Origin of the sequence: Citrobacter sp. B72 (assembly GCF_016894305.1) — a bacterium.
GTDB classification, from domain to species: Bacteria; Pseudomonadota; Gammaproteobacteria; order Enterobacterales; family Enterobacteriaceae; genus Citrobacter; species Citrobacter portucalensis.
Window position 1 is genome coordinate 3,441,038 of record NZ_CP069801.1, and the last position, 23,113, is coordinate 3,464,150.

A 23,113-nucleotide genomic window follows, 5' to 3' on the forward strand; every position below is an offset into this window, starting at 1 on the left:
AGGTGAGTCTTACTTTTTTTATGCTACTGTCGTGCGAATCAGATAATCAAACGAACTTAACGATGCCTTCGCACCTTCACCGGTCGCGATGATAATCTGCTTATACGGTACGGTGGTGCAGTCACCGGCAGCGAAAACGCCTTTCACGCTGGTTTCGCACTTGGCATCGATGATGATTTCACCCATACGGTTACGTTCAACGGCGCCTTCGAGCCAGTTGGTGTTCGGCAGCAGACCAATCTGAACAAAGATACCGGCCAGTTCCACATTGTGAACATCGCCGCTCACACGGTCACGATACTCCAGGCCAGTAACTTTGCTGCCATCGCCTTTCACTTCTGTCGTTTGCGCATTCAGAATGATGTCGACGTTTTTCAGACTGCGAAGCTTATTTTGCAGCACCTGGTCGGCCTTCATTTCAGGGGCAAACTCCAGCAACGTCACATGTTCAACAATACCTGCCAGGTCGATAGCCGCTTCAACGCCGGAGTTACCGCCGCCAATCACCGCAACACGCTTGCCTTTAAACAGCGGGCCATCACAGTGCGGGCAGTAGGTTACGCCTTTGGTGCGATACTGATCTTCACCCGGAACGTTCATGTTGCGCCATTTCGCGCCGGTGGCGATGATAATGCTACGTGCTTTCAGCACCGCGCCGGAGGCCGTTTCAATCTGATGCAAACCGCCTTCCTGCGCTGCTGGAATGAGTTTGCTCGCGCTCTGGCTGTCAATCACATCGACATCATAATCATCAACGTGTGCTTTCAGCGCGCCTGCCAGTTTCTGACCTTCAGTTTTCGGTACTGAGATATAGTTTTCAATATCAACAGTATCAAGGACCTGACCGCCAAAACGTTCGCCCATCAGACCGGTGCGAATGCCTTTACGTGCAGAGTACACCGCTGCCGCCGCACCAGCAGGACCAGAACCGACAATCAATACGTCATAAGCATCGCGCTTATTCAGCTCTTCAGCCGCACGTTTTTCTGCGCCAGTATCCACTTTCGCCACGATCTCAGTCAGCGTCATACGCCCCTGACCGAACTCTTTGCCGTTCATAAATACCGCCGGAACGCCCATCACGTTACGATCGGTGATTTCGTTCTGGAAAGTACCGCCGTCAATCGCCGTATGTTTGATACGTGGGTTCAGCACCGCCATCAGGTTCAGCGCCTGCACCACGTCCGGGCAGTTATGGCAGGAAAGTGAATAATAGGTTTCAAACTCAAAATCACCGTCGAGATCGCGGATCTGCTCCAGCAACGTCTGCGCCTCTTTTGACGGATGGCCACCGGTCCACAACAGCGCCAGCACCAGAGAGGTAAACTCATGGCCCAGCGGAGAACCCGCAAAGCGCGGCCCCTGATGAGAGCCAGGATTGGTAATCAGGAACGATGGCTTACGCACCGCCAGAGTATTGTCTTCTTTGAAGGTGACTTTTTCTGACAGTTCAGCAATTTCAGTCAGCAGTTCCTTGATTTCTGCCGATTTAGCGCTGTCGTCCAGCGTCGCAATCAGCTCAACAGGTTTGGTCAGTTTCTCAAGGTAAGCCCTGAGCTGGGTTTTCATATTTGTGTCGAGCATTCTTCTTCCCTCTCTGAAAACATCATCATGCAAGCCGATTTTGCGGGACTGCATTAATGCAACTTGCGTCATGGTGCTGGAATGAAACAGGCGCAAATTTGCGCCTGTGGAATGCCGGATGCACTACGTTTATCCGGCCTACAAACTACGCGACTTAGATTTTACCAACCAGGTCCAGAGATGGCGCTAAGGTTGCTTCACCTTCTTTCCATTTCGCCGGGCAAACTTCACCTGGGTGGGAAGCGACGTACTGTGCGGCTTTGATTTTACGCAGCAGGTCAGACGCATCACGGCCGATACCTTCAGCAGTAACTTCGATTGCCTGGATGATACCCTGCGGGTCAACAACGAAGGTTGCGCGGTCAGCCAGACCTTCATCTTCACGCATGTTGTCGAAGTTACGGGTCAGGGCGCCAGTCGGGTCGCCGATCATCGCGTATTTGATTTTTGCGATGGTTTCAGAGCTGCTGTGCCATGCTTTGTGGGTGAAGTGGGTGTCGGTAGAAACGGAATACACATCTACGCCCAGTTTCTGCAGTTCTTCGTAATGGTCTGCAACGTCACCCAGCTCGGTCGGGCATACGAAAGTAAAGTCAGCCGGGTAGAAGAAGAAGACGCTCCAGCGACCTTCGGTATCTTTCTCGGTTACTTCGATGAACTCACCGTTTTTGAACGCCTGGTTTTTGAAAGGTTTAATTTTGGTATTAATCAAAGACATCTGTACTTCCTCCGTGTTTTCGTTGAGAGATAAGTTAACGAAAATCTCTTCGCAGGGCTAATGCGTTTCCTTTATCAAATCAATAAGCGTTAACTAACAACTCACTCAAACTCATGTTGTGAACCTAAAGATAAAAGTAAAAAAGGCCCCCTTTGCAGGGAGCCTCATTACCCGAGCTACCCGCAGGTAACGTCAGTGCCAGCAGAGCTGGCTATGTGTTGCGCTCTACATTACCTTAACAAAGGTCGTAACAGCGATGGGGATTACATCACCCAACTAAAGAAAGGGCAATCGACAGACCGTCGATCTTACCTATGGCTGTGATAGGTTTTGCAATTAAGCCCACTTTCCTGCTGATTTTATAAGGAAAATCAATGTTTAAACGCATCTTACTCTTAACTCTTCTCCCCGCTATCGTGCACGCAGAGGAGCTCCCTGCCCCTGTTAAAGCCATTGAGAAACAGGGAATTACCATCCTGAAGCCCTTCGACGCACCGGGTGGAATGAAAGGCTATCTGGGAAAATACCAGGACATGGGGGTCACTATCTATGTCACGCCTGACGGTAAACATGCCATCTCCGGCTACATGTATAATGAAAAAGGCGAAAACCTCAGTAATGCGCTCATAGAAAAAGAGATCTATGCCCCTGCCGGACGTGAGATGTGGCAGCGAATGGAAAAAGCGTCGTGGATTCTGGACGGGAAAAAAGAGGCCCCGGTCATCGTTTACGTGTTTGCCGATCCCTTCTGTCCTTATTGCAAACAGTTCTGGCAGCAGGCGCGCCCATGGGTAGATTCCGGTAAAGTTCAGTTGCGTACGCTGCTGGTTGGCGTGATCAAGCCTGAAAGCCCGGCAACTGCTGCTGCGATCCTGGCATCCGAAGATCCGGCCAAGACCTGGCATGACTATGAAGCATCCGGCGGGAAAATGAAGCTGGAAATCCCGGCTTCAGTCCATCCAGAACAGATGAAGGTACTGAATATCAACCAAAAAATCATGGATGATTTAGGTGCTAATGTGACGCCCGCGATCTACTACATGAGCAAAGACGATACGTTACAACAGGAAGTGGGATTACCCGATAAGGAAAAATTAAATATTATTATGGGGAATAAATAAAGGTAACAAAATGAGTGATTGTTATGGTTCTCATTTCAATCACTCTTTTAAATATATTTTTATCTTAACTATCAAGCAATCTGTGTTATTTTAGTTTAAGTTAATCATTCATTAAGCTATAAACATAAATTCTAAGAATGATTAGAATTTAAATTATTCAATAATTGAATTACCCAATACATTACCATCACAGGAAGGTATGCATGGCTAACCTCTATGACCTCAAAAAATTCGATCTTAACCTGTTGGTAATTTTTGAATGTATTTATCAACATTTGAGCATCAGTAAAGCTGCGGCAACACTGTATATCACCCCTTCAGCCGTCAGCCAGTCATTACAGCGACTGCGTACACAGTTTAACGATCCCCTGTTTATTCGCTCAGGCAAAGGCATTACGCCTACGGTCACAGGGGTAAATCTTCATCTTCACCTTGAAAAAAATCTCAACAATCTGGAACAAACCATCAATATCATGCACGGTTCCAGCCTGAAAAATAAATTCGTCATCTACAGCCCACAAATTACAACCAATCTGAATGTGACATCTTTAATTAATAACCTCAGAGAAAACTCAGATATTGAAATTGAACATCATGATATATTGATGTCAGCAGAATCGGCTGAAAATATCCTTGCATATCGTAAAGCCGATCTGGTTATTTCAATAACACCGGTCCACAATCGGTCTATTGTATGCACTCATTTTAAGACCATTGAGTGTGTTTTAGTATGCAGCGGCAACCACCCCAGAATAAATGAAACGAGTACACTCGAACAAATCCAACAAGAACAGTTTACATATTTTTCCTCTGAAGAACAGGGTATTAAAGATTATCGTTCCCGTGTCAGTGAATCGATGGTATTCCATAACGTCGGTTTTAGTAGCGATTCCTTACTCTCGATTGCTAACGTTATCGCCACTACGGATATTATTGGCTTTCTCCCCAAACAAATTTATGAACTTTATCAACCAGCATTGAACTTTAAAGAAATAAAAACCGATTTTGAATTGCCAAAAATTAAACTATTCATCATGTATAACCGCGCATCACTTAATAACAAAGCCTTTGCAGATTACATAAACAAACTATCTTTAGATAGTTAATGATAACGCATTTAAATTCATACAAAACATATAACGGTGACATTACATGCAAATAATGAATATATTTAAATATTGCATGTCGCAAGAAAAAGCCTATCTTATTACGGACATTTATTATGGCTGCAAATAATAAAAATTCGATATGGATTTGATATGTCTGTTTATAAAATACCGTTGGATAAAAATGTTCTGCAAGCAGCAAAGGAACGCATTACCTGGACGCTTGAGACTCTACCGCGTGTCTGCGTTTCTTTCTCTGGAGGTAAAGATTCGGGGTTAATGTTACATCTGACCGCCGCCATTGCCCGCCAGTTACAGAAAAAAATAAACGTCTTATTTATCGACTGGGAGGCTCAGTTTTCCTGCACTATCGACTATGTCCAGGCGCTACGCGAGAGTTATTCCGATATCATCGAAGAATTTTATTGGGTTGCATTGCCACTGACGACGCAAAATTCACTGTCACAATTTCAGCCTGAATGGCAATGCTGGGAACCGGGTACTCAATGGGTGCGCCAACCGCCCGCAGATGCCATTACCGATCCCGAGTTTTTCTCTTTCTATCAACCCGGTATGACTTTCGAGCAATTTGTTCGTGAGTTCGCTGAATGGTTTTCGCAGAAACGACCGGCCGCCATGATGGTCGGGATCCGCGCCGATGAGTCATATAATCGTTTTGTCGCCATTGCGAACTCGAAAAAACAGCGTTTTGCCGATGACAAACCCTGGACCACCAGCGCCCCCGGTGGGCATACCTGGTATATTTATCCTATTTATGACTGGAAAACTGCTGACATCTGGACGTGGTTTGCGAAGTCAATGCTCCCGTGTAATCCCCTGTACAACCTGATGTATCAGGCAGGGGTTCCCACGCGATACATGCGTATCTGCGAACCCTTTGGACCAGAACAACGCCAGGGGCTGTGGCTTTACCATGTTATTGAGCCTGAACGCTGGGCAATGATGTGCTCCCGCGTCAGCGGGGTAAAAAGTGGCGGGATATATGCTGGTCAGGACAACCATTTTTACGGTCACCGCAAAATATTAAAACCCGAACATTTAAGCTGGCAGGAATACGCCATGCTGTTATTGAAGAGTATGCCGGAAACGACCGCCGAACATTATCGCAACAAAATCGCCGTCTATTTACAGTGGTATAAGAAAAAAGGCATGGAGAATATCCCACAAACCCAGGAAAGAGATATTGGTTCAGTGGATATTCCGTCGTGGCGGCGTATCTGTAAGGTCCTGCTGAATAACGACTATTGGTGCCGGGCTCTCTCATTTAGTCCAACGAAACCCAAAAACTATCAACGCTACAATGAGCGTATGAAAACAAAACGCCAGGAATGGGGACTCTTATGCAACAGCGATTAACTCAGGAACTCCTCGGCTTTCTTTCTGGTTTATCAGAACCAGAGAGAATTGAAGCCATAAATGAATTCAGAAAGGCAATACACAGCGTCAGTCCCTTTCGCGAGGAGCCCGTAGATTGCGTACTTTGGGTTAAAAATGATCATATTTCACCCAATGACTACAACCCCAATAACGTTGCGCCACCGGAGAAAAAGCTGCTGCTGAAGTCCCTCGAAGCTGACGGGTTTACGCAGCCCATTGTAGTGGTTCACTCAACGGCTGAAGAATACGAAATTGTCGACGGTTTCCACCGCCACGAGTTAGGTAAAGCCAAAGCCTCACTGAGGCCCAGGCTGAAAGGATATCTGCCGGTTGCCTGTTTAGAACGCGAACGCCATGAGCGTATGGCGGCAACCATTCGCCACAACCGCGCCCGCGGGCGTCATCAAATCCACGCCATGTCCGAGATTGTCCGCGAGCTATCGCAACTGGGATGGAGTGAAGAAAGAATTGGCAAGGATCTTGGTATGGACAGCGACGAGGTGTTACGCCTGAAGCAAATCAACGGCCTGCAAGCGTTGTTTGCCGACCGTCGATTCTCCAAAGCCTGGACCGTGAAATAGCTATAACGAAACCAGACGCTCTGCTGCCGCTAACAGCGTCGATTCTTGCTTGGCAAAACAGAGGCGAATCAGTTTATGCGGGAAAGGATCGGCGCAGAACACCGACAGCGGAATTGCCGCCACGCCCACTTCAGTGGTCAGCCACTGGCAAAACTCCACGTCGTTAAGCGAGGAAACGGCGCTGTAATCGACCAGTAAAAAGTATGTGCCTTCACAGGGCAGAATTTCCAGCCGACTATCACGCAGTGCGTTCACCAACACGTCGCGTTTTTTCTGATAAAACGCGGGCAGCTCGCGATAGTGTGCAGGATCTTCTCGTAGCATATCCGCCAGTGCGAGTTGAGCCGGCGTGTTGACGGAAAACGTCAGATACTGATGCACCTTTCGTAGCTCAGCGCTAATGGCGGCTGGCGCAACGCAGTATCCGACCTTCCAGCCGGTCATATGGTAGGTCTTACCAAACGATGAAACAGCAACAGCGCGTTCCCGCAGCTCTGAATGTGCCAGCACGCTGGCATGCCCCTGTTTGGCGAAACAGATATGCTCATAAACTTCGTCGCTGATGACAAAGATCTCGCGTTCTTTAATCGCCTGCCACAGCGCGTCAAAATCGGCGTGATGCCACACAGTGGCAGAAGGGTTATGTGGCGTGTTCAGGATAACCAAGCGGGTACGGTCGCTGAGTAAGGCACCAAACGCCTGCCAGTCGACGCGAAAAGCCGGTGGTTGCAGGGCGATACGTTTAACCACACCGCCGGATAATTCAACCGCAGGCGCATAGCTGTCGTAGCTCGGGTCGAAACAAATCACCTCATCACCAGGGCGCACCAGCGCAGTGATCGCGGCATACAATGCTTCCGTTGCCCCCGCCGTGATAGTCACTTCACTATTCGCGTCAGGTTTATAGCCGTACAGATCTGCCGTTTTATCCGCGATGGCTTCGCGCAGCGGCTGCACGCCCGTCATCGGCGCATACTGGTTTGCGCCATGCGCGACGTGATACGCCAGACGCTCTTGCAAAAAGAGTGGACCGTCAAAATCAGGAAATCCCTGCGAGAGGTTAATGGCCTGATGCTGCTGCGCCAGCGCACTCATTTGCGTGAAGATAGTGGTGCCCAGATTAGGCAGTTTGCTTTGCGGAATCAGCGGGTTATTACTCATTATTGTTATCCCAGCGTGTGATGTTGTGGTTGAAGCCACTATAGCACGATGCTAGTATTTGGCAATCAAGACGTTCAGACGTCTATATAAAAATAACCTGCCTGGACAGGACAGCCAAAAGGACAACACAACATGAGTAATACCGAGATTCGCGTCGTCGCCGGCCCAGCCAACTATTTTTCCCATCCTGGCAGCCTGTCGAGACTGAACGATTTTTTCTCTGCCGACCAACTTTCACGCGCCGTGTGGGTTTATGGTGAACGCGCCATCGATGCGGCCCGCCCTTACCTGCCAGAGGCTTTTCATCTTGCCGAGGCTAAACGCCTGCTGTTTACAGGACATTGCAGCGAAACCGATGTTGCTCAACTGGCAAAAGAGTCGGGAGAGGATCGCAGTGTGGTGATTGGCGTGGGTGGCGGTACATTGCTCGACACCGCTAAAGCGTTGGCCCGTCGTCTGGATCTGCCGTTTGTCGGTATTCCTACTATCGCGGCGACCTGCGCTGCCTGGACGCCGCTCTCCGTCTGGTATAACGATGCGGGCCAGGCACTACATTTCGAAATTTTCGCTGACGCGAACTTCCTCGTGCTGGTCGAACCCGGGATCGTTCTCAATGCGCCAGAAGAATACTTACTGGCGGGGATCGGCGACACGCTGGCAAAGTGGTATGAAGCCGTCGTGCTCGCACCTCAGCCGGAAACACTGCCATTGACAGTACGTCTGGGTATTCAAGCTGCGCAGACCATCCGCGACGTCCTGCTGGAAAGCAGCGAGCAGGCGCTGGCAGACAAACAACAAGGCACGCTAAGCCGCACGTTTTGCGATGTGGTAGATGCGATTATTGCCGGAGGCGGCATGGTTGGTGGTCTGGGCGAGCGCTACACACGCGTGGCGGCGGCGCATTCTGTTCACAATGGCCTGACCGTCCTCCCACAAACCGAGAAGTTTTTACACGGCACCAAAGTGGCGTACGGCATCCTGGTGCAGAGCGCGCTGCTGGGACAAGATGATGTGCTGGCGCAGTTAATTACTGCTTATCAGCGATTCAACCTGCCAACCCGATTAGCTCAACTGCAAGTGGACATAAATAACCGCGCCGAAATCGACAAAGTGATTGCGCACACTCTGCGCCCGGTGGAGTCCATTCACGCCCTGCCGGTAACGTTAACGCCGGAGACACTGCGCGCAGCATTCGAAAAGGTGGAGTCGTTTACGGTGTGATTATGGTGCGGGTTGCCTGATGGCGGCTTCGCCTTATCAGGCCTACGGTCAGAGCATTGTGGTAGGCCGGATAAGCATCAACGCCATCCGGCAAAAAATCAACAGCACTTCGCGCCACCTTTCCCGCCATATCGTGCATCCTGGCGCTCACGGAAAAATTCTTCGTAGGTCATTGGCGTCTGGTCCGGATGCGTGACGCGCATATGTTCAACATAGTTGTCGTAATCCGGCATACCTATCATTAATCGGGCGGTTTGACCTAAATACTTCCCGGCTTTGGCGAGTGTTTCAAACATAGTGTTTCCCTGTCGTACAAACGCCCTCCCCGCTCAGGAGAGGGCTGGTTGGTTAAGAGAATATTAGTGCGCGCCTTTCGCCTGCGCCACGATCTCTTCGACATTCTCAGGCATCGGCTCGTACGGTGTCTCTTTCGACGTTGGTTTGTCCTCTTTCAATGCTGCCAGCGCAGTTTTGATGGAGAACAGACCCAGCACCACAACGACTACCATGAAGAAGATGGTGAGACCCGCATCCAGGCGGTTGTTAAACACCAGTTGCGTCAGTTGCGACTGGGTGTATTGCGCCGGAATGTTACCGCTGTCGATCATCGCCTGGAACTTGTTGGCGATAGCCAGGAAGCCGATTTTCGCATCCGGGCTAAACGCTTTCTGCCAGCCAGCGGTCAGGGTACAAATTAGCAACCAGGCCGTTGGCACCAGCGCCACCCATGCGTAGCGCTGGCGTTTCATCTTGAACAGCACCACAGCACAGAGCATCAACGCCATACCGGCCAGCATCTGGTTAGCGATACCAAACAGCGGCCACAGGGTATTAATACCACCCAGAGGATCCACCACGCCCTGGTGTAAGAAGTAACCCCAGGCCAGCACGCACAGCGCTGTAGCCAGCAGGTTTGCAGGCAGCGAATCGGTACGTTTCAGGCTCGGTGATACCACGCCCAGCAAGTCCTGCAGCATAAAGCGCGCGGCGCGTGTACCGGCATCTACCGCCGTCAGAATAAACAACGCTTCAAACAGAATGGCGAAGTGATACCAGAACGCCACATCCATCATGCCACCCAGCGCGCCGTGCAGAATGTACGCCATCCCGACGGCCAGCGTCGGCGCACCACCTGCGCGGGAGATGATGGATTGCTCACCCACTTCATTGGCGATTTGATGCAGGGTGTCTGGCGTAATGGCAAAGCCCCAACTGCTGACTACCTGCGCCGCAGAAGCCACTACGTCAACCGTGCCCGCAGGAGCCAGCACCGCCATCGGGCTGTTCATCGCAAAGTACACGCCCGGATCGATGATGCATGCGGAAACCAGCGCCATAATGGCGACAAAGGATTCCATCAGCATTCCGCCGTAGCCGATAAAGCAGGCCTGCCCTTCATTAGCCAGCATCTTCGGCGTGGTGCCGGAGGAGATCAGCGCATGGAAGCCAGATACCGCACCACAGGCAATGGTAATAAACAGGAACGGGAACAAGTTACCGGTCCAGACCGGGCCAGTACCGTCAACAAACTTGGTCAGCGCTGGCATGGTCAGCGTCGGACGCATGATCAGAATCCCTACCGCCAGACCAACGATGGTGCCGATTTTCAGGAAGGTAGAGAGGTAATCACGCGGGGCCAGCAGCAGCCACACCGGCAGGACGGCGGCAACAAAACCGTAGCCCACCAGCATCCACGTCAGCTGTACGCCGGTAAAGTCAAAGTACGGTGCCCAGGTCGGGCTTTCAGCCACCCAGCCGCCGGAAATAATGGCAAACACCAGGAACACCAGACCGATGACCGACACTTCGCCAATGCGGCCCGGGCGCAGATAGCGCAGATAAATCCCCATGAAGATCGCCAGCGGGATGGTGAACGCCACGGTGTAGGTTCCCCACGGACTGTGGGTCAGCGCTTTCACGACGATCATCGCCAGTACCGCGAGAATAATCACCATGATCATAAAACAGGCCACCAGCGCAATAACGCCCGCCGTTGGGCCCATCTCTTCTTTCACCAGTTCGCCAAGGGAACGACCATCGCGACGGGTAGAAACAAACAGCACCATGAAGTCCTGCACCGCACCCGCCAGTACCACCCCGGCGAGAAGCCAGATCATCCCCGGCAGATAGCCCATTTGCGCCGCCAGCACCGGTCCAACTAACGGACCCGCTCCGGCAATTGCCGCAAAATGGTGACCAAACAGCACTTTTTTATCGGTGGGAACATAATCCAGACCGTCGTTATGGCGCACGGCTGGCGTCATACGCGTCGGGTCAAGCGCCAGTACATTTTTCGCGATGTACAGGCCGTAGAAACGGTAAGCGATAAGGTAGACACAGACCGACGCCACGACTATCCACAACGCGTTGATCTGTTCACCACGATTTAATGCGATATATCCGAGGGCAAATGCTCCCATAACGGAGAGCACTGTCCAGACGAGGTACTTCCCTGATTTGTTCATAGTTGTTATCCGTTGTCCGATCCAGAGAGATGTTACATTTTGTTTCTATAACATCTTTTCTGAATTTAACAACCTGACAACCATGCAAACCAGAAGTATCACTGAGTATTTACATTGCATTGTTAACTAGATCACTTCATTTACCTGTTAACTCTGCAATTTCATTTTACTTTGCCGGGTGATCTCACCCCATCACCGCAGTGCCTAAACGGCAGGTGCAGCAGCGTCGTCCTTGCTCATCAAAGATGACGATTTCCCAGCTTTGATTTTGACGCCCAAGGTGCAGCGGCTGGCAAACACCGCGCACTTTCCCCTGCGATACCGCCCGATGATGCGTGGCGTTGAGTTCCGTCCCCACCACGCACTGCCCGTCGCGGGTCATCAGATAACCCGCCATCGAACCCAGCGTTTCCGCCAGGGCCGCGGATGCGCCGCCGTGCAGCAGGCCAAATGGCTGATGCGTACGGCTATCCACCGGCATTTCGGCTTCCAGCACATCATCACCCAGCCGGGTGTAGACCATGCCTAAATGCGCCACCATCGTGTTCTGGCTGGTGGCATTGAGTTCATCCAGCGTTAAATGACGCTTCCAGATCATCGTCATGCCCCCAGCGTGGAACCGCCGTCCACCACGATATCCTGTAACGTAATGTGACTGGCCAGATCGGAAGCGAGGAATAAAATAGTGTTGGTGATCTCTTGCGGCCGGGCGATTTTCCCCAGCGGAATCCCGAGTTTAAACTGTTCGCCAAATCCACGAATGCGCTGTTGCTCCGCGTCATCGCTAACCCACAGCGTGCGCTGCATATCGGTATCGGTCGAGCCTGGCGACACCACATTACAGCGCACACCGCTGCCCGCCAGTTCAAGTCCGACGGTCAGCGCCAGACTTTTCAACGCGGCTTTTGACGCGCCGTAAGCACTCATGCCGATACGCGGCGTGTGCGCCGCATCCGACGCGACGGTCACGATCGCCCCGCCCTGCTGGCGACGAAACTGCGCCATCGTCTGCTGAAACAGATTGAACGCCCCGCCAACGTTAACCGCAAACGTCTGCTGCCACTCCTCAGCGCTCAACGCATCGGTGGCCCCCATACGCAAAATACCTGCGGCATTGACCAACACATCTAAACGCTCGCGCGCTTTGATGACGCGCTGGCACACTTTAGCTACTTGTCCGGCATTCGCCACATCCAGCACTTCGGTCGCAAACGGGTAGTTATCCTGAGGAAATTCGCGATCGAATCCTGTCACCTCAGCGCCTGCATTCGCAAATGCCAACGCCGTGGTGTAGCCAATCCCTTTACCCGCGCCGGTTACCCAAACGGTTTTCCCGGCAAAATCAAATCCAGCCATTACTTCACCTCACGGGAGAGCAGTGCCCACCATGCGTCAATGGTCGGTTTTTTCGCCAGCATCACGAAATCAATGTCACCATGAACCTTACGCCAGCGCGCCGCCAGCGCCATCATGCGCACGGAATCCAGCCCGTAGTCGATCAGGTTTTCGTCATCCATCGGCTCTTCAGACTCATCCAGCAACGGCAGAATAACGCTGCGCAACGCATCTTTACTGGTCGGGACCGGTGGCGGCAATAATTCCTGGGTCATTACCACACGCCCGGAACGTCCCGCCACGTATTTCAGCGACATCAGGTGTTCGTCACGGCTAAAGTCCGCCAGCGCATCGGCAACCATAAACGGCTTGATGTCACGCATGAAGGCGTCCGTTGCGGTGGTCATACAGCCGATATGCGCATACACCCCGGTAATGATCAGTTGATTACGTCCGGTTTCCTTGAGCATCTGTTCCAGCGGGGAGCGATGAAATGCGCTATAACGCCATTTCACCAGAATGGTATCCGCTTCATCCGGCGCCAGCGCCTCAACGATCTTTTGTTGTTCCGGGGAACGCGTCAGGCCCGGTCCCCACATATCATTGAGCAGAGCGCGGTCTTCATCACTCTGTTCTTTCGGCTGAGCGGTGTAATACACCGGAATGTTATGCTCTTTGCAGTACTGGCGCAGCGCGGCGATGTTCGCGACGACCTGCTCCATCATCGGGCAGTTATCGCCCCAAAAGCCGATAAAATAATCCTGCATGTCGTGGATCAGCAGCGCGGCGCGTTCAGGGTCAAATGCCCAGTCGACTTTGTTCACCGGAACATCGAGCGCCGTTGGTAGCGCATAAGCCTGCAGTTTAGGAATTGCCATTTCTATTTCTCCTTCAGGCCAGTGAACGTGATGCCAGCCACTGACGTAATTGTTTTTTATCTACCTTCCCCACTGGAGTCAGCGGTAATGACTCAACGCACTCAACACGATCGGGTAATTTGAATTCCGCTATGCCCTGTTCGCGTAGAAAACGGCGCACCTGCACCGCGCGCAGCGGCTCTTTCACCACCAGCCAGGCACAGCTTTTCTCACCCATCAGTTCGTCTTCCATACTGACCAGCGCGGCATGGATCACCATTGGATGGCGCAGTAGCAGATTTTCAATCTCTTCAGCGGCGATCTTCTCCCCGCCGCGATTGATCTGATCCTTTTCACGCCCCTGAACGGTGATGTAACCATCCGGATCGATAGCGATCAGATCGCCGGAACAGTAAAAGCCGTCGGCGTCAAAGGCGCTGGCATTATGCTCAGGACTTTTGAAATAACCGCGGAAGGTGTACGGACCACGCGTCATCAGGCGTCCGGTCTCTCCCCGGGCTAAAGGGTTGCCGTCAGCGTCTGCTACCCAGACTTCATCATCGGGACACATCGGGCGACCCTGGGTATTGATGATGCGCTCAGGACTGTCGTCCAGACGGGTATAGTTCACCAGCCCTTCCGCCATGCCGAAGACCTGCTGCAACTGGCAGCCAATCTCGGCTGGAATACGTGCCGCAAGCGTGGCGGAAAGTCTCGCACCACCGACCTGAAGCAGTTTCAGCGAAGCCAGTTGCGCATTACTGCCCCACTCCGCAATCGCCTGCAACCACAGGCTCACCGCAGGCGGCACCAGCGCCGTGGCGTTAACCTGATGCTGTTCAATCAACGGGAAACACAGAGTGGCACTCGGGTCAGCCGCCAGCACCACGGTGCCGCCAGCCAGGAATACGCCCAGCGCGCCTGGCGAACTCATGGCGTAGTTATGCGCCGCCGGGATTGCGCATAAATAACGCGTTTCCCCGGTGAAGCGGCAAATCTCATTGCTGCGACGCACGCTGTAGTAGTAATCGTTATGAGTGCGAGGAATCAGCTTTGGCGTCCCGGTCGTCCCGCCAGAAAGCTGGAAGTACGCCACCTCATCAGCAGGCGATGGCGTGGCGGAAAAATCTGTCGCAGGCTGGTTTATCGCCGTTTGCAGATTGTGTTCACCCTCATCATTACGCAGTTGCACCACGCGCACTGAATTGTGTTCGGCCACAAAAGCGTTAAGAAAATCGTCGCCGCTAAACAGCGTATGCTGGCGATCGGCAATCAGCAGTGCCGGCTCAATCTGTTTGGCATAGGCGTTGAGTTCGTTACGCTGATGGCTGAACAGGGCCAGCACTGGAGCTACGCCCAGCTTGAGCAGCGCAAAGAAGGTGATGTACAGCTCAGCCACATTGCCCAGTTGTACCAGCGCGGTTTCGCCAGGTTTGATCCCCTGGCGACGCAAACTGCAGGCAAGATTGTCAGCGGCCTGATTCAACTGGCGATAGCTCAGATGGCATTCACCATCAATAACCGCCGTATGGTCGCTGTCGGCGTGACGGGTCAGAATGTCGGTCAGCGGCAAATCCTGCCAGTAACCTTTTTCACGATACCTGCGGGCAAACTCTTCCGGCCAGCGGGTGAAAGGAATACTCATTATTGCTCCTTAAAGCCAGTCCACAAGGCTCTTAATGCAGTCCAAAAACATTCAACATCGTGGAGAGCTTGGCCCCCGTTTCACGCCATTCCGCAACCGGGGAAGAGGCTGGAACAATTCCTGCTCCGGCAAAAAAACGCACCTGATTGCGCAGCAGCTTCGCACAGCGGATCGTCACCACCCACTCACCGTTACCTTCGGCATCACACCAGCCGACAATACCGCCGAACAATTCACGATCGAACGGCTCCAGCTCGGCGATAAGCTTGCGCGCAACCTGATGTGGGAAGCCGCTTAGCGCAGGCGTCGGATGCAGCAGGCACGCCAGCGTCAGGGCGTTTTCCTGCGGGTTGGCTTTACCTTCAAACGGCGTGCCGAGGTGCCAGAGCGTCGGCGTGGTAACCAGCTGTGGAGAAGAAGGCAGTTGCAGTTCACGGCTGCGATCTCGCAATACCGTTTTCATCGCCTGCGTCACCAGTTCGTGCTCATGGCGGTCCTTCTCAGACGCCAGCAGGCGGATCCCTGCTTCGCGATCCAGCACATCATCAGGCTGACGACGTGCAGAGCCCGCCAGCGGCAGAGAACTGAAACGATCACCTTCTTTGCGCAGTAGCAGTTCCGGGCTGGCACCAATCAATACGCCGCCGTCTTCAATCGGTACATGGAAGTTGTAGCTCGCTGGATTTTGCGCCACCAGACGCTCCAGCAGCGCACCGCTGTCAATGTTGGCATCGGCGGTGATATCGATCAGGCGTGACAACACCACTTTGTCGACTTCTGGAGTGGACGTCAGCGCTGCCGCCCGGGCGACCATATCTTCAAAAAAGTCCTGTTCCGGGATCGATTTACGTTCAACGACGTTCAGCGACTGATGCGCGGTAAAGTAACGTGATGATTGCTGCTTCGCCGTGCGAGAGAAGCTCTGCCATGATTGGGGAATAAACAGCGATGATGGCTGGCGGGTATCAAAGGGAATCGCCCCGACCATGACAGGGTTCGCGATGCCCTGCGATTTGGCATCAGCAAACAGTTCGTTCATTTTCTGTTGGAAAGGGCTGTCTGGCGAATCGCCATCAATTGCCGGTTCCGCATAGCGGGCGAAGCATCCTGACGTCGTAAAACTACGGTACGGCGACATAAAGAAAAAACTGTCGGGAGCGAGCGTCGGCATAGTCTGCGTTTTTTCCTCGGCCAGTGACGTATCCATATCATCCTCCAAAAAATGATAAAGGCTCTAATAATGATTATCATTTATATTTTCGGTCGCTAACCTAAAAGTAAAGCGGCGGTATGTCAACTCTTGTGGTAGCACAATGTGCGACTTTGGCTTGCATCCTTGCTCGCTAACAATGAAAATGAGAAGCATTACTCATACTGATAACAGGAAGCCGATTCGTGAGTCTCCCCTCTTTTTGCCGCACCGTGCTCTTACTGGCAGGTTTATCTCTTTCAGGAATTTCTTCAGGTCACGCCGCCGACTGGCCGCGTCAGGTTACTGACAGCCGCGGCACGCATACGCTTGAGCATAAGCCGCAGCGAATTGTGTCCACCAGCGTGACCCTCACCGGCTCGCTGCTGGCGATTGATGCCCCGGTCATTGCCAGCGGTGCCACTACGCCGAACAATCGCATCGGCGATGCGCAGGGCTTTTTACGTCAGTGGAGCGAAGTAGCAAAAGAACGCAAACTGAGCCGCCTGTATATCGGCGAACCGAGCGCCGAAGCCGTCGCAGCTCAAATGCCAGATCTGATTCTGGTAAGCTCCACAGGGGGAGATTCTGCCCTCGCGCTATACGATCAGCTGTCCACCATTGCGCCAACGCTCATCATTAATTACGACGATAAAAGCTGGCAGTCGCTGCTGACCCAGTTAGGTGAAATTACCGGTCAGGAGCAACAGGCAGCAGCGCGAATTGCCGAGTTTGATAAGCAACTTCAGGCGGTTAAGCAACATATTACCCTGCCACCACAGCCGGTCAGCGCGCTGGTATATACCGCCGCGGCGCACAGCGCCAACCTGTGGACGCCTGAGTCAGCGCAAGGCAAGCTGATGGAGCAGTTAGGGTTCACGCTGGCAACGCTGCCTGCCAACTTGCACACCAGCCAGAGTCAGGGCAAACGCCACGATATCATCCAGCTTGGCGGTGAGAACCTGGCGGCAGGCCTGAACGGCGAAGCGCTGTTCCTGTTTGCAGGCGACAGCAAAGATGCCGACGCTATTTACGCCAATCCGCTTCTGGCGCATCTGCCAGCCGTGCAGAATAAACGCGTTTACGCCCTGGGTACGGAAACCTTCCGTCTCGACTACTACAGCGCCACGCTGCTGCTGCAACGTCTGTCGGCTCTGTTTTAATGGTCAGCGCCGGATGCGGCTCACGCCTTATCCGGCCTACAAACCATAGAGCACAAAGCAATCAGACATTCACGGGGACTTGCCGGAATCGGCGCACTTCTCCCAACAGCAGCAGCAGTAACAGACCGACAATCACCAGCCCAAATCCACTCACGCTTGCCGAAGCAACCGGCGTCATCATCGCGCCCAGACCACCTAACAACGCCGCGCCAATCGCATCGCCGGTGACGTTTTGCGCCGTCCACAAACCGTTAATTCGACCGAGCATCGCTTCCGGCGTCTGCGTCTGTAACAGGGTGTACTGCAACAAAGAGCTGACCGCGCTCAACCAGCCAAACAGCGCCAGACAAACCACACCAAGCTGCCAGACGGGCATCAAGCCAAACAGGCCGATAGCCAGAAATGAAGCCACGGTCGATGCCAGCATAATCAGTCCCGGACGAACGCTGTGCGCCAGTTGTCCGCTGGTCAATGCGCCCACGGCTGCCCCCAGCGGAATAGCCGCATACAGCAGGCCAATTTGCGCACTCGACATGTGCCAGTTAATCGCCAACGCCGGATACAGCACACGCACGGCGCTCGCCATGGTTAACAGACCACCGAGCAGCGCAATGCCGCCAATCAGCGGGCTGGCAAGCAGAAAGCGAAATGCTGCCAGCAGCGATTTCAGCGGATGCTCGCGCGGCTGCGGCGGAGGCGGCAACGCAGGAAGGCTCAGCAGCGGTAGTAAGGTAATGAAGGTTCCCGCCGCCGCCAGTCCGTAGTTCCAGGCCACGCCGCCGGTCGCGAGCAGCACCCCACCAAGCATCGGTGAAATTACCGATCCCAGACGCACCGTCAGCATGGTAATCGCCCCGGCCTGCATCAAATTCTCGCGCCCAACCAGCGCTGGCGTCGCTGCCAGCAAAGCGGTCACGCCCAGCGAGGCAAAGAAACCGTCCCATAAGCCAAGCAGATAAATCGCCAGCAACGACGGTTCGGGCAGCAGCGCATTCAGACACAGGCCAATAAAGCCAATACCACAGGTTCCACGCGCCAGCAGGATCACTTTTTTACGCTCGTAGCGGTCGGCCAGCACTCCGCCCACCATCAGGCCAATAAACATTGCGCTACCGGTCAACGTCACCGACAAACCCACCTGCCAGGTCGACTGGGTCATCATCTGGATCTGTACCGGAACCGCCACGCCGAGTAGCCCCAGAGAGACAATGGAAATAAAACGGGCGAGGAAGACAGCGCGAAATGCTGGGTGGGTCTTTAACAGGCTGAGATTGAGCAGCCAAGATTGTCGATTCATTACAGAGCCTTACCAGGTACTTTTTCAATATCCATTCGATGGCTGCACATGCTAACATATCCAAATAAGATCGATAACGATAATTACTATCATTATCAGGGAAGTTGATATGTCATGCTCTGTTTCCGCGACACGCGCCTTCGCCGTGCCCGGACTATTGTTATTACTTGTTCTCACCACGGTATTAAGTCTGGTTATTGGCGCCAAGTCGCTACCTGCCTCCGTGGTGCTGGATGCGCTCACCGGCAGTTGTCAAAGTGCTGATTGCACCATCGTGCTGGACGCGCGCCTGCCGCGCACACTGGCGGGGCTGCTCGCCGGTGGCGCGCTGGGCCTGGCTGGCGCACTTATGCAAACGCTCACGCGTAACCCTCTCGCCGATCCCGGCATTCTGGGTGTCAACTCCGGCGCCAGCTTCGCTATTGTGCTGGGGGCCGCGCTGTTCGGCTTTTCCTCTGCGCAAGAACAGCTGCTGATGGCCTTTTGCGGTGCGCTGGCTGCATCGCTGATCGTAGCTTTTACCGGTAGTCAGGGCGGCGGGCAGTTAAGCCCAGTACGTCTGACGCTGGCGGGCGTTGCGCTGGGCGCGGTGCTGGAAGGATTATCCACCGGCATCGCCCTGCTCAACCCGGACGTTTACGATCAGCTGCGTTTCTGGCAAGCCGGCTCACTGGATATCCGCAGCCTGCAAACGCTGAAAGTTGTGCTGGTACCGGTACTGATTGCCGCGGCTGTCGCACTGTTCCTCAGTCGCGCTCTGAATAGTCTGAGCCTCGGCAGCGACACCGCTACCGCGCTTGGCAGTAAAGTCGCTCGCACGCAGTTTATTGGCCTGCTGGTTATTACCGTACTGTGCGGCAGCGCGACCGCGATTGTCGGTCCTATCGCCTTTATCGGCCTGATGATGCCGCACATGGCGCGCTGGCTGGTGGGGGCGGATCACCGCTGGTCACTGCCCGTAACCCTACTGGCAACGCCTACTCTGTTACTGATTGCCGATATAATCGGTCGCCTGATTGTCCCCGGCGAGCTGCGCGTGTCGGTAGTCAGTGCGTTTATCGGTGCACCGGTGCTTATCTTTCTGGTACGCCGTAAATCGCGCGGAGGTGGCGCATGATGTACCTCTCCCGCCGCCTGATAATCAGCAGCCTGCTGCTGGTTGCAGGTTGTCTCGTCATTGGTTTGTGGAGCCTGCGTAGCGGCGTTGTTACGCTGGAAACCCAGCAAATTATTGCCGCCCTGCTCGGCGATGCGCCGCGCAGTATTACGCTGGTGGTGACCGAATGGCGCTTGCCACGCGTGCTCATGGCGCTATTGATTGGCGCGGCGCTCGGCGTGAGCGGCGCAATATTTCAGTCGCTGATGCGCAACCCGCTGGGCAGCCCGGATGTGATGGGTTTCAATACCGGAGCCTGGAGCGGTGTGCTGGTGGCAATGGTGCTGTTCGGACAGCATCTCACCGCTATCGCGCTGGCGGCCATGCTGGGTGGGATTCTGACCTCTCTGGTGGTCTGGGCGCTCGCCTGGCGCAATGGGATCGACACCTTCCGGCTTATTATTATCGGTATCGGCATTCGCGCCATGCTGGTGGCGTTCAACACCTGGCTACTGCTGAAAGCATCATTAGAAACCGCGCTGACGGCCGGGCTGTGGAACGCCGGATCGCTCAATGGCCTGACCTGGGCCAAAACCTGGCCTTCTGCCCCGCTGATTATCATCATGCTGGTGTGCGCCGCGCTGCTGGTACGCCGGATGCGTTTACTGGAAATGGGTGATGACAGCGCCTGTGCGCTTGGCGTCAGCGTTGAGCGTTCACGTCTGATGATGATGCTGGTTGCGGTGGTACTGACCGCTGCCGCCACCGCGCTGGCCGGTCCTATCTCGTTTATTGCTCTAGTCGCGCCGCATATCGCGCGACGTATAAGCGGTACATCGCGCTGGGGATTAACCCTGTCGGCGCTGTGCGGCGCGTTGCTGTTGCTGATGGCGGATTTATGCGCCCAACAGCTGTTTATGCCTTATCAGCTTCCGGTGGGCGTTGTCACCGTAAGCCTCGGCGGTATTTATCTTATCGTCTTGTTAATTCAGGAGTCCCGCAAAAAATGATCGAATCAGTAGCCCGTTTGCGTGGCGACCAGTTAACGCTGGGTTATGGCAAGTTTACCGTGGCGGAAAACCTCAATGTATCGATTCCCGACGGCCATTTCACCGCGATTATCGGGCCAAACGGCTGCGGGAAATCAACGCTACTGCGCACGCTGAGTCGTCTGATGACGCCCGCGCACGGCAAGGTCTGGCTCGATGGCGAGCATATTCAGCACTATGCCAGCAAAGAAGTCGCCCGCAGAATAGGTTTGCTGGCGCAAAACGCCACCACGCCGGGAGATATTACGGTACAGGAGCTGGTTGCCCGCGGACGCTACCCGCACCAGCCGCTGTTTACCCGCTGGCGGAAAGAGGATGAAACTGCGGTCTCAAACGCCATGCAGGCGACGGGTATCACCCATCTGGCATCACAAAGTGTGGATACCCTTTCCGGCGGACAACGTCAGCGTGCATGGATTGCGATGGTGCTGGCGCAGGAAACGTCGATTATGCTGCTCGATGAACCCACCACCTGGCTGGATATCAGTCATCAGATCGATCTGCTGGAACTGTTGAGTGAGCTAAATCGGGAAAAAGGTTATACGCTGGCCGCCGTTTTGCACGACCTGAATCAGGCCTGTCGCTATGCAACGCATCTGATCGCGCTGCGTGACGGAAAAATTATTGCCGAGGGTGCACCGAAGGAGATCGTCACCGCGCAGCTTATTGAAAAAATCTATGGACTGCGCTGTATGATTATCGACGATCCGGTTGCCGGAACGCCGTTAGTGGTGCCGCTTGGACGCAACAAATAACACGCGTTACAGTATGGCGGCCAGCTTGCCGCCATACGACAATTCATCACACCAGTTGCTGATCAATAAACGTCATTTTTTGCTTACGCGACACCATGGCATAATTCAGCAGAACGCCACCACACGCCACCATTCCCCCCAGTAATGCGGCCAGAATAACGATCATTGATTTAGCCGGACCGTCTTTATTCACCGGCAGCGAAGGTGAAAGTTGATATTTAAACGGCGTAAATGTTACGTCACCCACATTCATCGCTAACAGTTGCTCTACGTGATACTGGCGATTACGTAATTCACCGTTAATTTCAGCAACATCCGTTACTGATTTTTCTATTTCTAATTTACGTTCGATGCCGTCAGCACCCAGCGAAATAGAGAAATCGGGGTCATCCTTCACGGCCTGGCCATTACTGTAGACCGGCTTTTTAATCCCGGCGGCATTGGCGATCTCCAGTGAGTAGTTCAGTCGCTGGATATTTGCTTCCAACTGGTTTTTGAGCCTGACGCGATCCATCTCCAGTCTCTCTTTTTCATAACTGGTTTTGGTGGACAATTTATTGCGAATATCTTCCAGCGTTTCTTTCACCACAAGGGCAGAAATATACTGGATATATCCCTTCAGCACTGACTGGGCTTCTTCGGCCTGAGGCGCGGTAAAGCTCAACGTCCATGCGGTATACAGCGAAGTTTCGTTCTTCTTACCCTGGTTAGTATCAACCGCTTTCATTTTCTCACTAAGCCTGACAATTGCCTGATGCAACTCCATTTCGTCGATATCAGCGCCCTTCAGTTGCGCCATCACGTAAGGTGAAGAGCGCAGATACTCTTCTAACAATGAAGGCGACTGGAATTTTTTGATAAACAGGTTAAACACATCATCACGGCTAACGCTAATATCCATATCCAGCACGCGCAATTTGGTCAACGTATTCTCTAATCCCTGCCATTGAACCGCTTCCGCCGGCGTCACGACGGCCTGACTGGTCCATTTTTGTGGCAGCAGAAAAGAGACCAGAATACCCACACAAGCAAAGGCGAAAACGGTCGCTATAATTTTCGTTCTTGCACGCCATAAGATTTCGATTAGATTCACTAAATCGATTTCATTTGCGTTTGCCGTTGGCTGAGGATACCCAGTAAATTCCGAAACGTTATCTTGCTTTATATTTAATGATGACATGTTGCGTGACCTGAAAACTTTCCTAAAAGAAAAACATTCCTGTGGGAGAAGTCTACCAGCTAGTCAGAATTATCCGAAACAATCTTTGTGCTTGTCGCCCTACCAAAAATTATATTCGGAATTTATTCACCCCTTTCATCACCTTGCACCGCACAAAAATAAACAACTCCATAACATATTTTTTACATCATG

General features: G+C 53.1%; 21 protein-coding genes. 9 read left to right on the forward strand and 12 right to left on the reverse strand.

Annotated elements, in window-relative coordinates:
• Positions 1 to 18: 18 nt before the first annotated feature.
• Together ahpF and ahpC are read right to left on the reverse strand one after the other, a co-directional pair.
• Entirely contained in the window at positions 19 to 1,584 is a 1,566-nt protein-coding gene (gene ahpF, locus JQN59_RS16520) for an alkyl hydroperoxide reductase subunit F (RefSeq protein ID WP_020996553.1), read from the reverse strand.
• Positions 1,585 to 1,738: 154 nt separating this feature from the next.
• Positions 1,739 to 2,302 carry an alkyl hydroperoxide reductase subunit C gene (ahpC, locus tag JQN59_RS16525; RefSeq protein WP_002894394.1) on the reverse strand — a complete coding sequence of 188 codons (564 nt, stop codon included), beginning with the start codon at positions 2,300 to 2,302 and terminating at the stop codon, positions 1,739 to 1,741.
• Between the two features lie 374 nt (positions 2,303 to 2,676).
• Between ahpC and dsbG the strand changes: the two genes are divergently transcribed.
• The 4 genes from dsbG (at position 2,677) to JQN59_RS16545 (ending at position 6,508) form a co-directional block, all read left to right on the forward strand.
• A complete protein-coding gene (gene dsbG, locus JQN59_RS16530) occupies positions 2,677 to 3,423 on the forward strand; it encodes a thiol:disulfide interchange protein DsbG (RefSeq protein WP_048214706.1) in 747 nt (248 codons plus the stop codon).
• A gap of 203 nt (positions 3,424 to 3,626) precedes the next feature.
• Entirely contained in the window at positions 3,627 to 4,529 is a 903-nt protein-coding gene (gene citR / locus JQN59_RS16535) for a DNA-binding transcriptional repressor CitR (RefSeq protein ID WP_048214707.1), read from the forward strand.
• Between the two features lie 153 nt (positions 4,530 to 4,682).
• On the forward strand, positions 4,683 to 5,906 hold the full coding sequence (locus JQN59_RS16540; RefSeq protein ID WP_149607460.1) for a phosphoadenosine phosphosulfate reductase: 1,224 nt from the start codon (positions 4,683 to 4,685) through the stop codon (positions 5,904 to 5,906).
• Positions 5,891 to 6,508 carry an IbrB-like domain-containing protein gene (locus JQN59_RS16545; RefSeq protein ID WP_032942666.1) on the forward strand — a complete coding sequence of 206 codons (618 nt, stop codon included), beginning with the start codon at positions 5,891 to 5,893 and terminating at the stop codon, positions 6,506 to 6,508. The genes JQN59_RS16540 and JQN59_RS16545 overlap by 16 nt, the downstream gene beginning before the upstream one ends.
• Here the strand turns inward: JQN59_RS16545 and JQN59_RS16550 are convergent, their stop codons facing one another.
• The gene (locus JQN59_RS16550) at positions 6,509 to 7,669 is read right to left on the reverse strand and encodes a pyridoxal phosphate-dependent aminotransferase (protein ID WP_128611424.1); all 1,161 of its coding nucleotides are present in this window, start codon (positions 7,667 to 7,669) and stop codon (positions 6,509 to 6,511) included. It lies immediately after the preceding gene.
• Between the two features lie 132 nt (positions 7,670 to 7,801).
• Between JQN59_RS16550 and JQN59_RS16555 the strand changes: the two genes are divergently transcribed.
• Positions 7,802 to 8,890 (forward strand): oxidoreductase, encoded by a 1,089-nt coding sequence (locus JQN59_RS16555; RefSeq protein WP_149607461.1) that lies wholly within the window; start codon positions 7,802 to 7,804, stop codon positions 8,888 to 8,890.
• Positions 8,891 to 8,988: 98 nt separating this feature from the next.
• On the opposite strand, the gene JQN59_RS16560 is transcribed toward JQN59_RS16555, so the two are convergent.
• The 7 genes from JQN59_RS16560 to entC form a co-directional block, all read right to left on the reverse strand.
• Positions 8,989 to 9,186 (reverse strand): YbdD/YjiX family protein, encoded by a 198-nt coding sequence (locus tag JQN59_RS16560; protein ID WP_008784064.1) that lies wholly within the window; start codon positions 9,184 to 9,186, stop codon positions 8,989 to 8,991.
• Positions 9,187 to 9,249: 63 nt separating this feature from the next.
• Positions 9,250 to 11,355 (reverse strand): pyruvate/proton symporter CstA, encoded by a 2,106-nt coding sequence (gene cstA, locus JQN59_RS16565; protein WP_008784063.1) that lies wholly within the window; start codon positions 11,353 to 11,355, stop codon positions 9,250 to 9,252.
• A gap of 184 nt (positions 11,356 to 11,539) precedes the next feature.
• Positions 11,540 to 11,953 (reverse strand): proofreading thioesterase EntH, encoded by a 414-nt coding sequence (entH, locus tag JQN59_RS16570; protein WP_003022055.1) that lies wholly within the window; start codon positions 11,951 to 11,953, stop codon positions 11,540 to 11,542.
• Positions 11,954 to 11,955: 2 nt separating this feature from the next.
• Positions 11,956 to 12,711, reverse strand: coding sequence for a 2,3-dihydro-2,3-dihydroxybenzoate dehydrogenase EntA (entA, locus tag JQN59_RS16575; RefSeq protein ID WP_149607462.1), 756 nt, complete (start codon positions 12,709 to 12,711; stop codon positions 11,956 to 11,958).
• Positions 12,711 to 13,568: an isochorismatase gene (locus tag JQN59_RS16580; RefSeq protein WP_149607463.1), complete on the reverse strand. Its 858-nt coding sequence runs from the start codon at positions 13,566 to 13,568 to the stop codon at positions 12,711 to 12,713. Before JQN59_RS16580 ends, entA begins: the two co-directional genes overlap by 1 nt.
• 13 nt (positions 13,569 to 13,581) lie before the next feature.
• Entirely contained in the window at positions 13,582 to 15,192 is a 1,611-nt protein-coding gene (gene entE / locus JQN59_RS16585; protein ID WP_149607464.1) for a (2,3-dihydroxybenzoyl)adenylate synthase EntE, read from the reverse strand.
• 31 nt (positions 15,193 to 15,223) lie between these two features.
• Positions 15,224 to 16,399, reverse strand: coding sequence for an isochorismate synthase EntC (gene entC, locus JQN59_RS16590; protein ID WP_149607465.1), 1,176 nt, complete (start codon positions 16,397 to 16,399; stop codon positions 15,224 to 15,226).
• A gap of 188 nt (positions 16,400 to 16,587) precedes the next feature.
• Here entC and fepB point away from each other — a divergent pair, with 188 nt between their 5' ends.
• Positions 16,588 to 17,544: a Fe2+-enterobactin ABC transporter substrate-binding protein gene (gene fepB, locus JQN59_RS16595; protein WP_149607466.1), complete on the forward strand. Its 957-nt coding sequence runs from the start codon at positions 16,588 to 16,590 to the stop codon at positions 17,542 to 17,544.
• A gap of 61 nt (positions 17,545 to 17,605) precedes the next feature.
• On the opposite strand, the gene entS is transcribed toward fepB, so the two are convergent.
• Positions 17,606 to 18,841, reverse strand: coding sequence for an enterobactin transporter EntS (entS, locus tag JQN59_RS16600; protein ID WP_003831193.1), 1,236 nt, complete (start codon positions 18,839 to 18,841; stop codon positions 17,606 to 17,608).
• A gap of 109 nt (positions 18,842 to 18,950) precedes the next feature.
• On the opposite strand from entS, the gene fepD reads away from it, so the two are divergent.
• The 3 genes from fepD to fepC are packed head-to-tail and all read left to right on the forward strand — an operon-like array spanning position 18,951 to position 21,741.
• Entirely contained in the window at positions 18,951 to 19,958 is a 1,008-nt protein-coding gene (fepD, locus tag JQN59_RS16605) for a Fe(3+)-siderophore ABC transporter permease (protein ID WP_032942654.1), read from the forward strand.
• A complete protein-coding gene (gene fepG / locus JQN59_RS16610; protein WP_071445792.1) occupies positions 19,955 to 20,947 on the forward strand; it encodes an iron-enterobactin ABC transporter permease in 993 nt (330 codons plus the stop codon). The genes fepD and fepG overlap by 4 nt, the downstream gene beginning before the upstream one ends.
• Positions 20,944 to 21,741 (forward strand): iron-enterobactin ABC transporter ATP-binding protein, encoded by a 798-nt coding sequence (gene fepC / locus JQN59_RS16615; protein ID WP_032942652.1) that lies wholly within the window; start codon positions 20,944 to 20,946, stop codon positions 21,739 to 21,741. The genes fepG and fepC overlap by 4 nt, the downstream gene beginning before the upstream one ends.
• A gap of 46 nt (positions 21,742 to 21,787) precedes the next feature.
• Here the strand turns inward: fepC and wzz(fepE) are convergent, their stop codons facing one another.
• On the reverse strand, positions 21,788 to 22,921 hold the full coding sequence (gene wzz(fepE), locus JQN59_RS16620) for an LPS O-antigen length regulator Wzz(fepE) (protein WP_149607467.1): 1,134 nt from the start codon (positions 22,919 to 22,921) through the stop codon (positions 21,788 to 21,790).
• Between the last annotated feature and the right edge of the window lie 192 nt (positions 22,922 to 23,113).

Bases quoted from the DNA above. Each gene is read 5' to 3' on its own strand.
- entS (WP_003831193.1), bottom strand. From the start codon at position 18,841: ATGAATCGACAATCTTGGCTGCTCAATCTCAGCCTGTTAAAGACCCAC.
- fepG (WP_071445792.1), top strand. From the start codon at position 19,955: ATGATGTACCTCTCCCGCCGCCTGATAATCAGCAGCCTGCTGCTGGTT.
- JQN59_RS16545 (WP_032942666.1), top strand. From the start codon at position 5,891: ATGCAACAGCGATTAACTCAGGAACTCCTCGGCTTTCTTTCTGGTTTA.
- cstA (WP_008784063.1), bottom strand. From the start codon at position 11,355: ATGAACAAATCAGGGAAGTACCTCGTCTGGACAGTGCTCTCCGTTATG.
- entC (WP_149607465.1), bottom strand. From the start codon at position 16,399: ATGGATACGTCACTGGCCGAGGAAAAAACGCAGACTATGCCGACGCTC.
- entA (WP_149607462.1), bottom strand. From the start codon at position 12,711: ATGGCTGGATTTGATTTTGCCGGGAAAACCGTTTGGGTAACCGGCGCG.
- JQN59_RS16540 (WP_149607460.1), top strand. From the start codon at position 4,683: ATGTCTGTTTATAAAATACCGTTGGATAAAAATGTTCTGCAAGCAGCA.
- JQN59_RS16580 (WP_149607463.1), bottom strand. From the start codon at position 13,568: ATGGCAATTCCTAAACTGCAGGCTTATGCGCTACCAACGGCGCTCGAT.
- entE (WP_149607464.1), bottom strand. From the start codon at position 15,192: ATGAGTATTCCTTTCACCCGCTGGCCGGAAGAGTTTGCCCGCAGGTAT.
- ahpF (WP_020996553.1), bottom strand. From the start codon at position 1,584: ATGCTCGACACAAATATGAAAACCCAGCTCAGGGCTTACCTTGAGAAA.
- ahpC (WP_002894394.1), bottom strand. From the start codon at position 2,302: ATGTCTTTGATTAATACCAAAATTAAACCTTTCAAAAACCAGGCGTTC.
- fepC (WP_032942652.1), top strand. From the start codon at position 20,944: ATGATCGAATCAGTAGCCCGTTTGCGTGGCGACCAGTTAACGCTGGGT.
- fepD (WP_032942654.1), top strand. From the start codon at position 18,951: ATGTCATGCTCTGTTTCCGCGACACGCGCCTTCGCCGTGCCCGGACTA.
- citR (WP_048214707.1), top strand. From the start codon at position 3,627: ATGGCTAACCTCTATGACCTCAAAAAATTCGATCTTAACCTGTTGGTA.
- JQN59_RS16550 (WP_128611424.1), bottom strand. From the start codon at position 7,669: ATGAGTAATAACCCGCTGATTCCGCAAAGCAAACTGCCTAATCTGGGC.
- entH (WP_003022055.1), bottom strand. From the start codon at position 11,953: ATGATCTGGAAGCGTCATTTAACGCTGGATGAACTCAATGCCACCAGC.
- JQN59_RS16555 (WP_149607461.1), top strand. From the start codon at position 7,802: ATGAGTAATACCGAGATTCGCGTCGTCGCCGGCCCAGCCAACTATTTT.
- JQN59_RS16560 (WP_008784064.1), bottom strand. From the start codon at position 9,186: ATGTTTGAAACACTCGCCAAAGCCGGGAAGTATTTAGGTCAAACCGCC.
- dsbG (WP_048214706.1), top strand. From the start codon at position 2,677: ATGTTTAAACGCATCTTACTCTTAACTCTTCTCCCCGCTATCGTGCAC.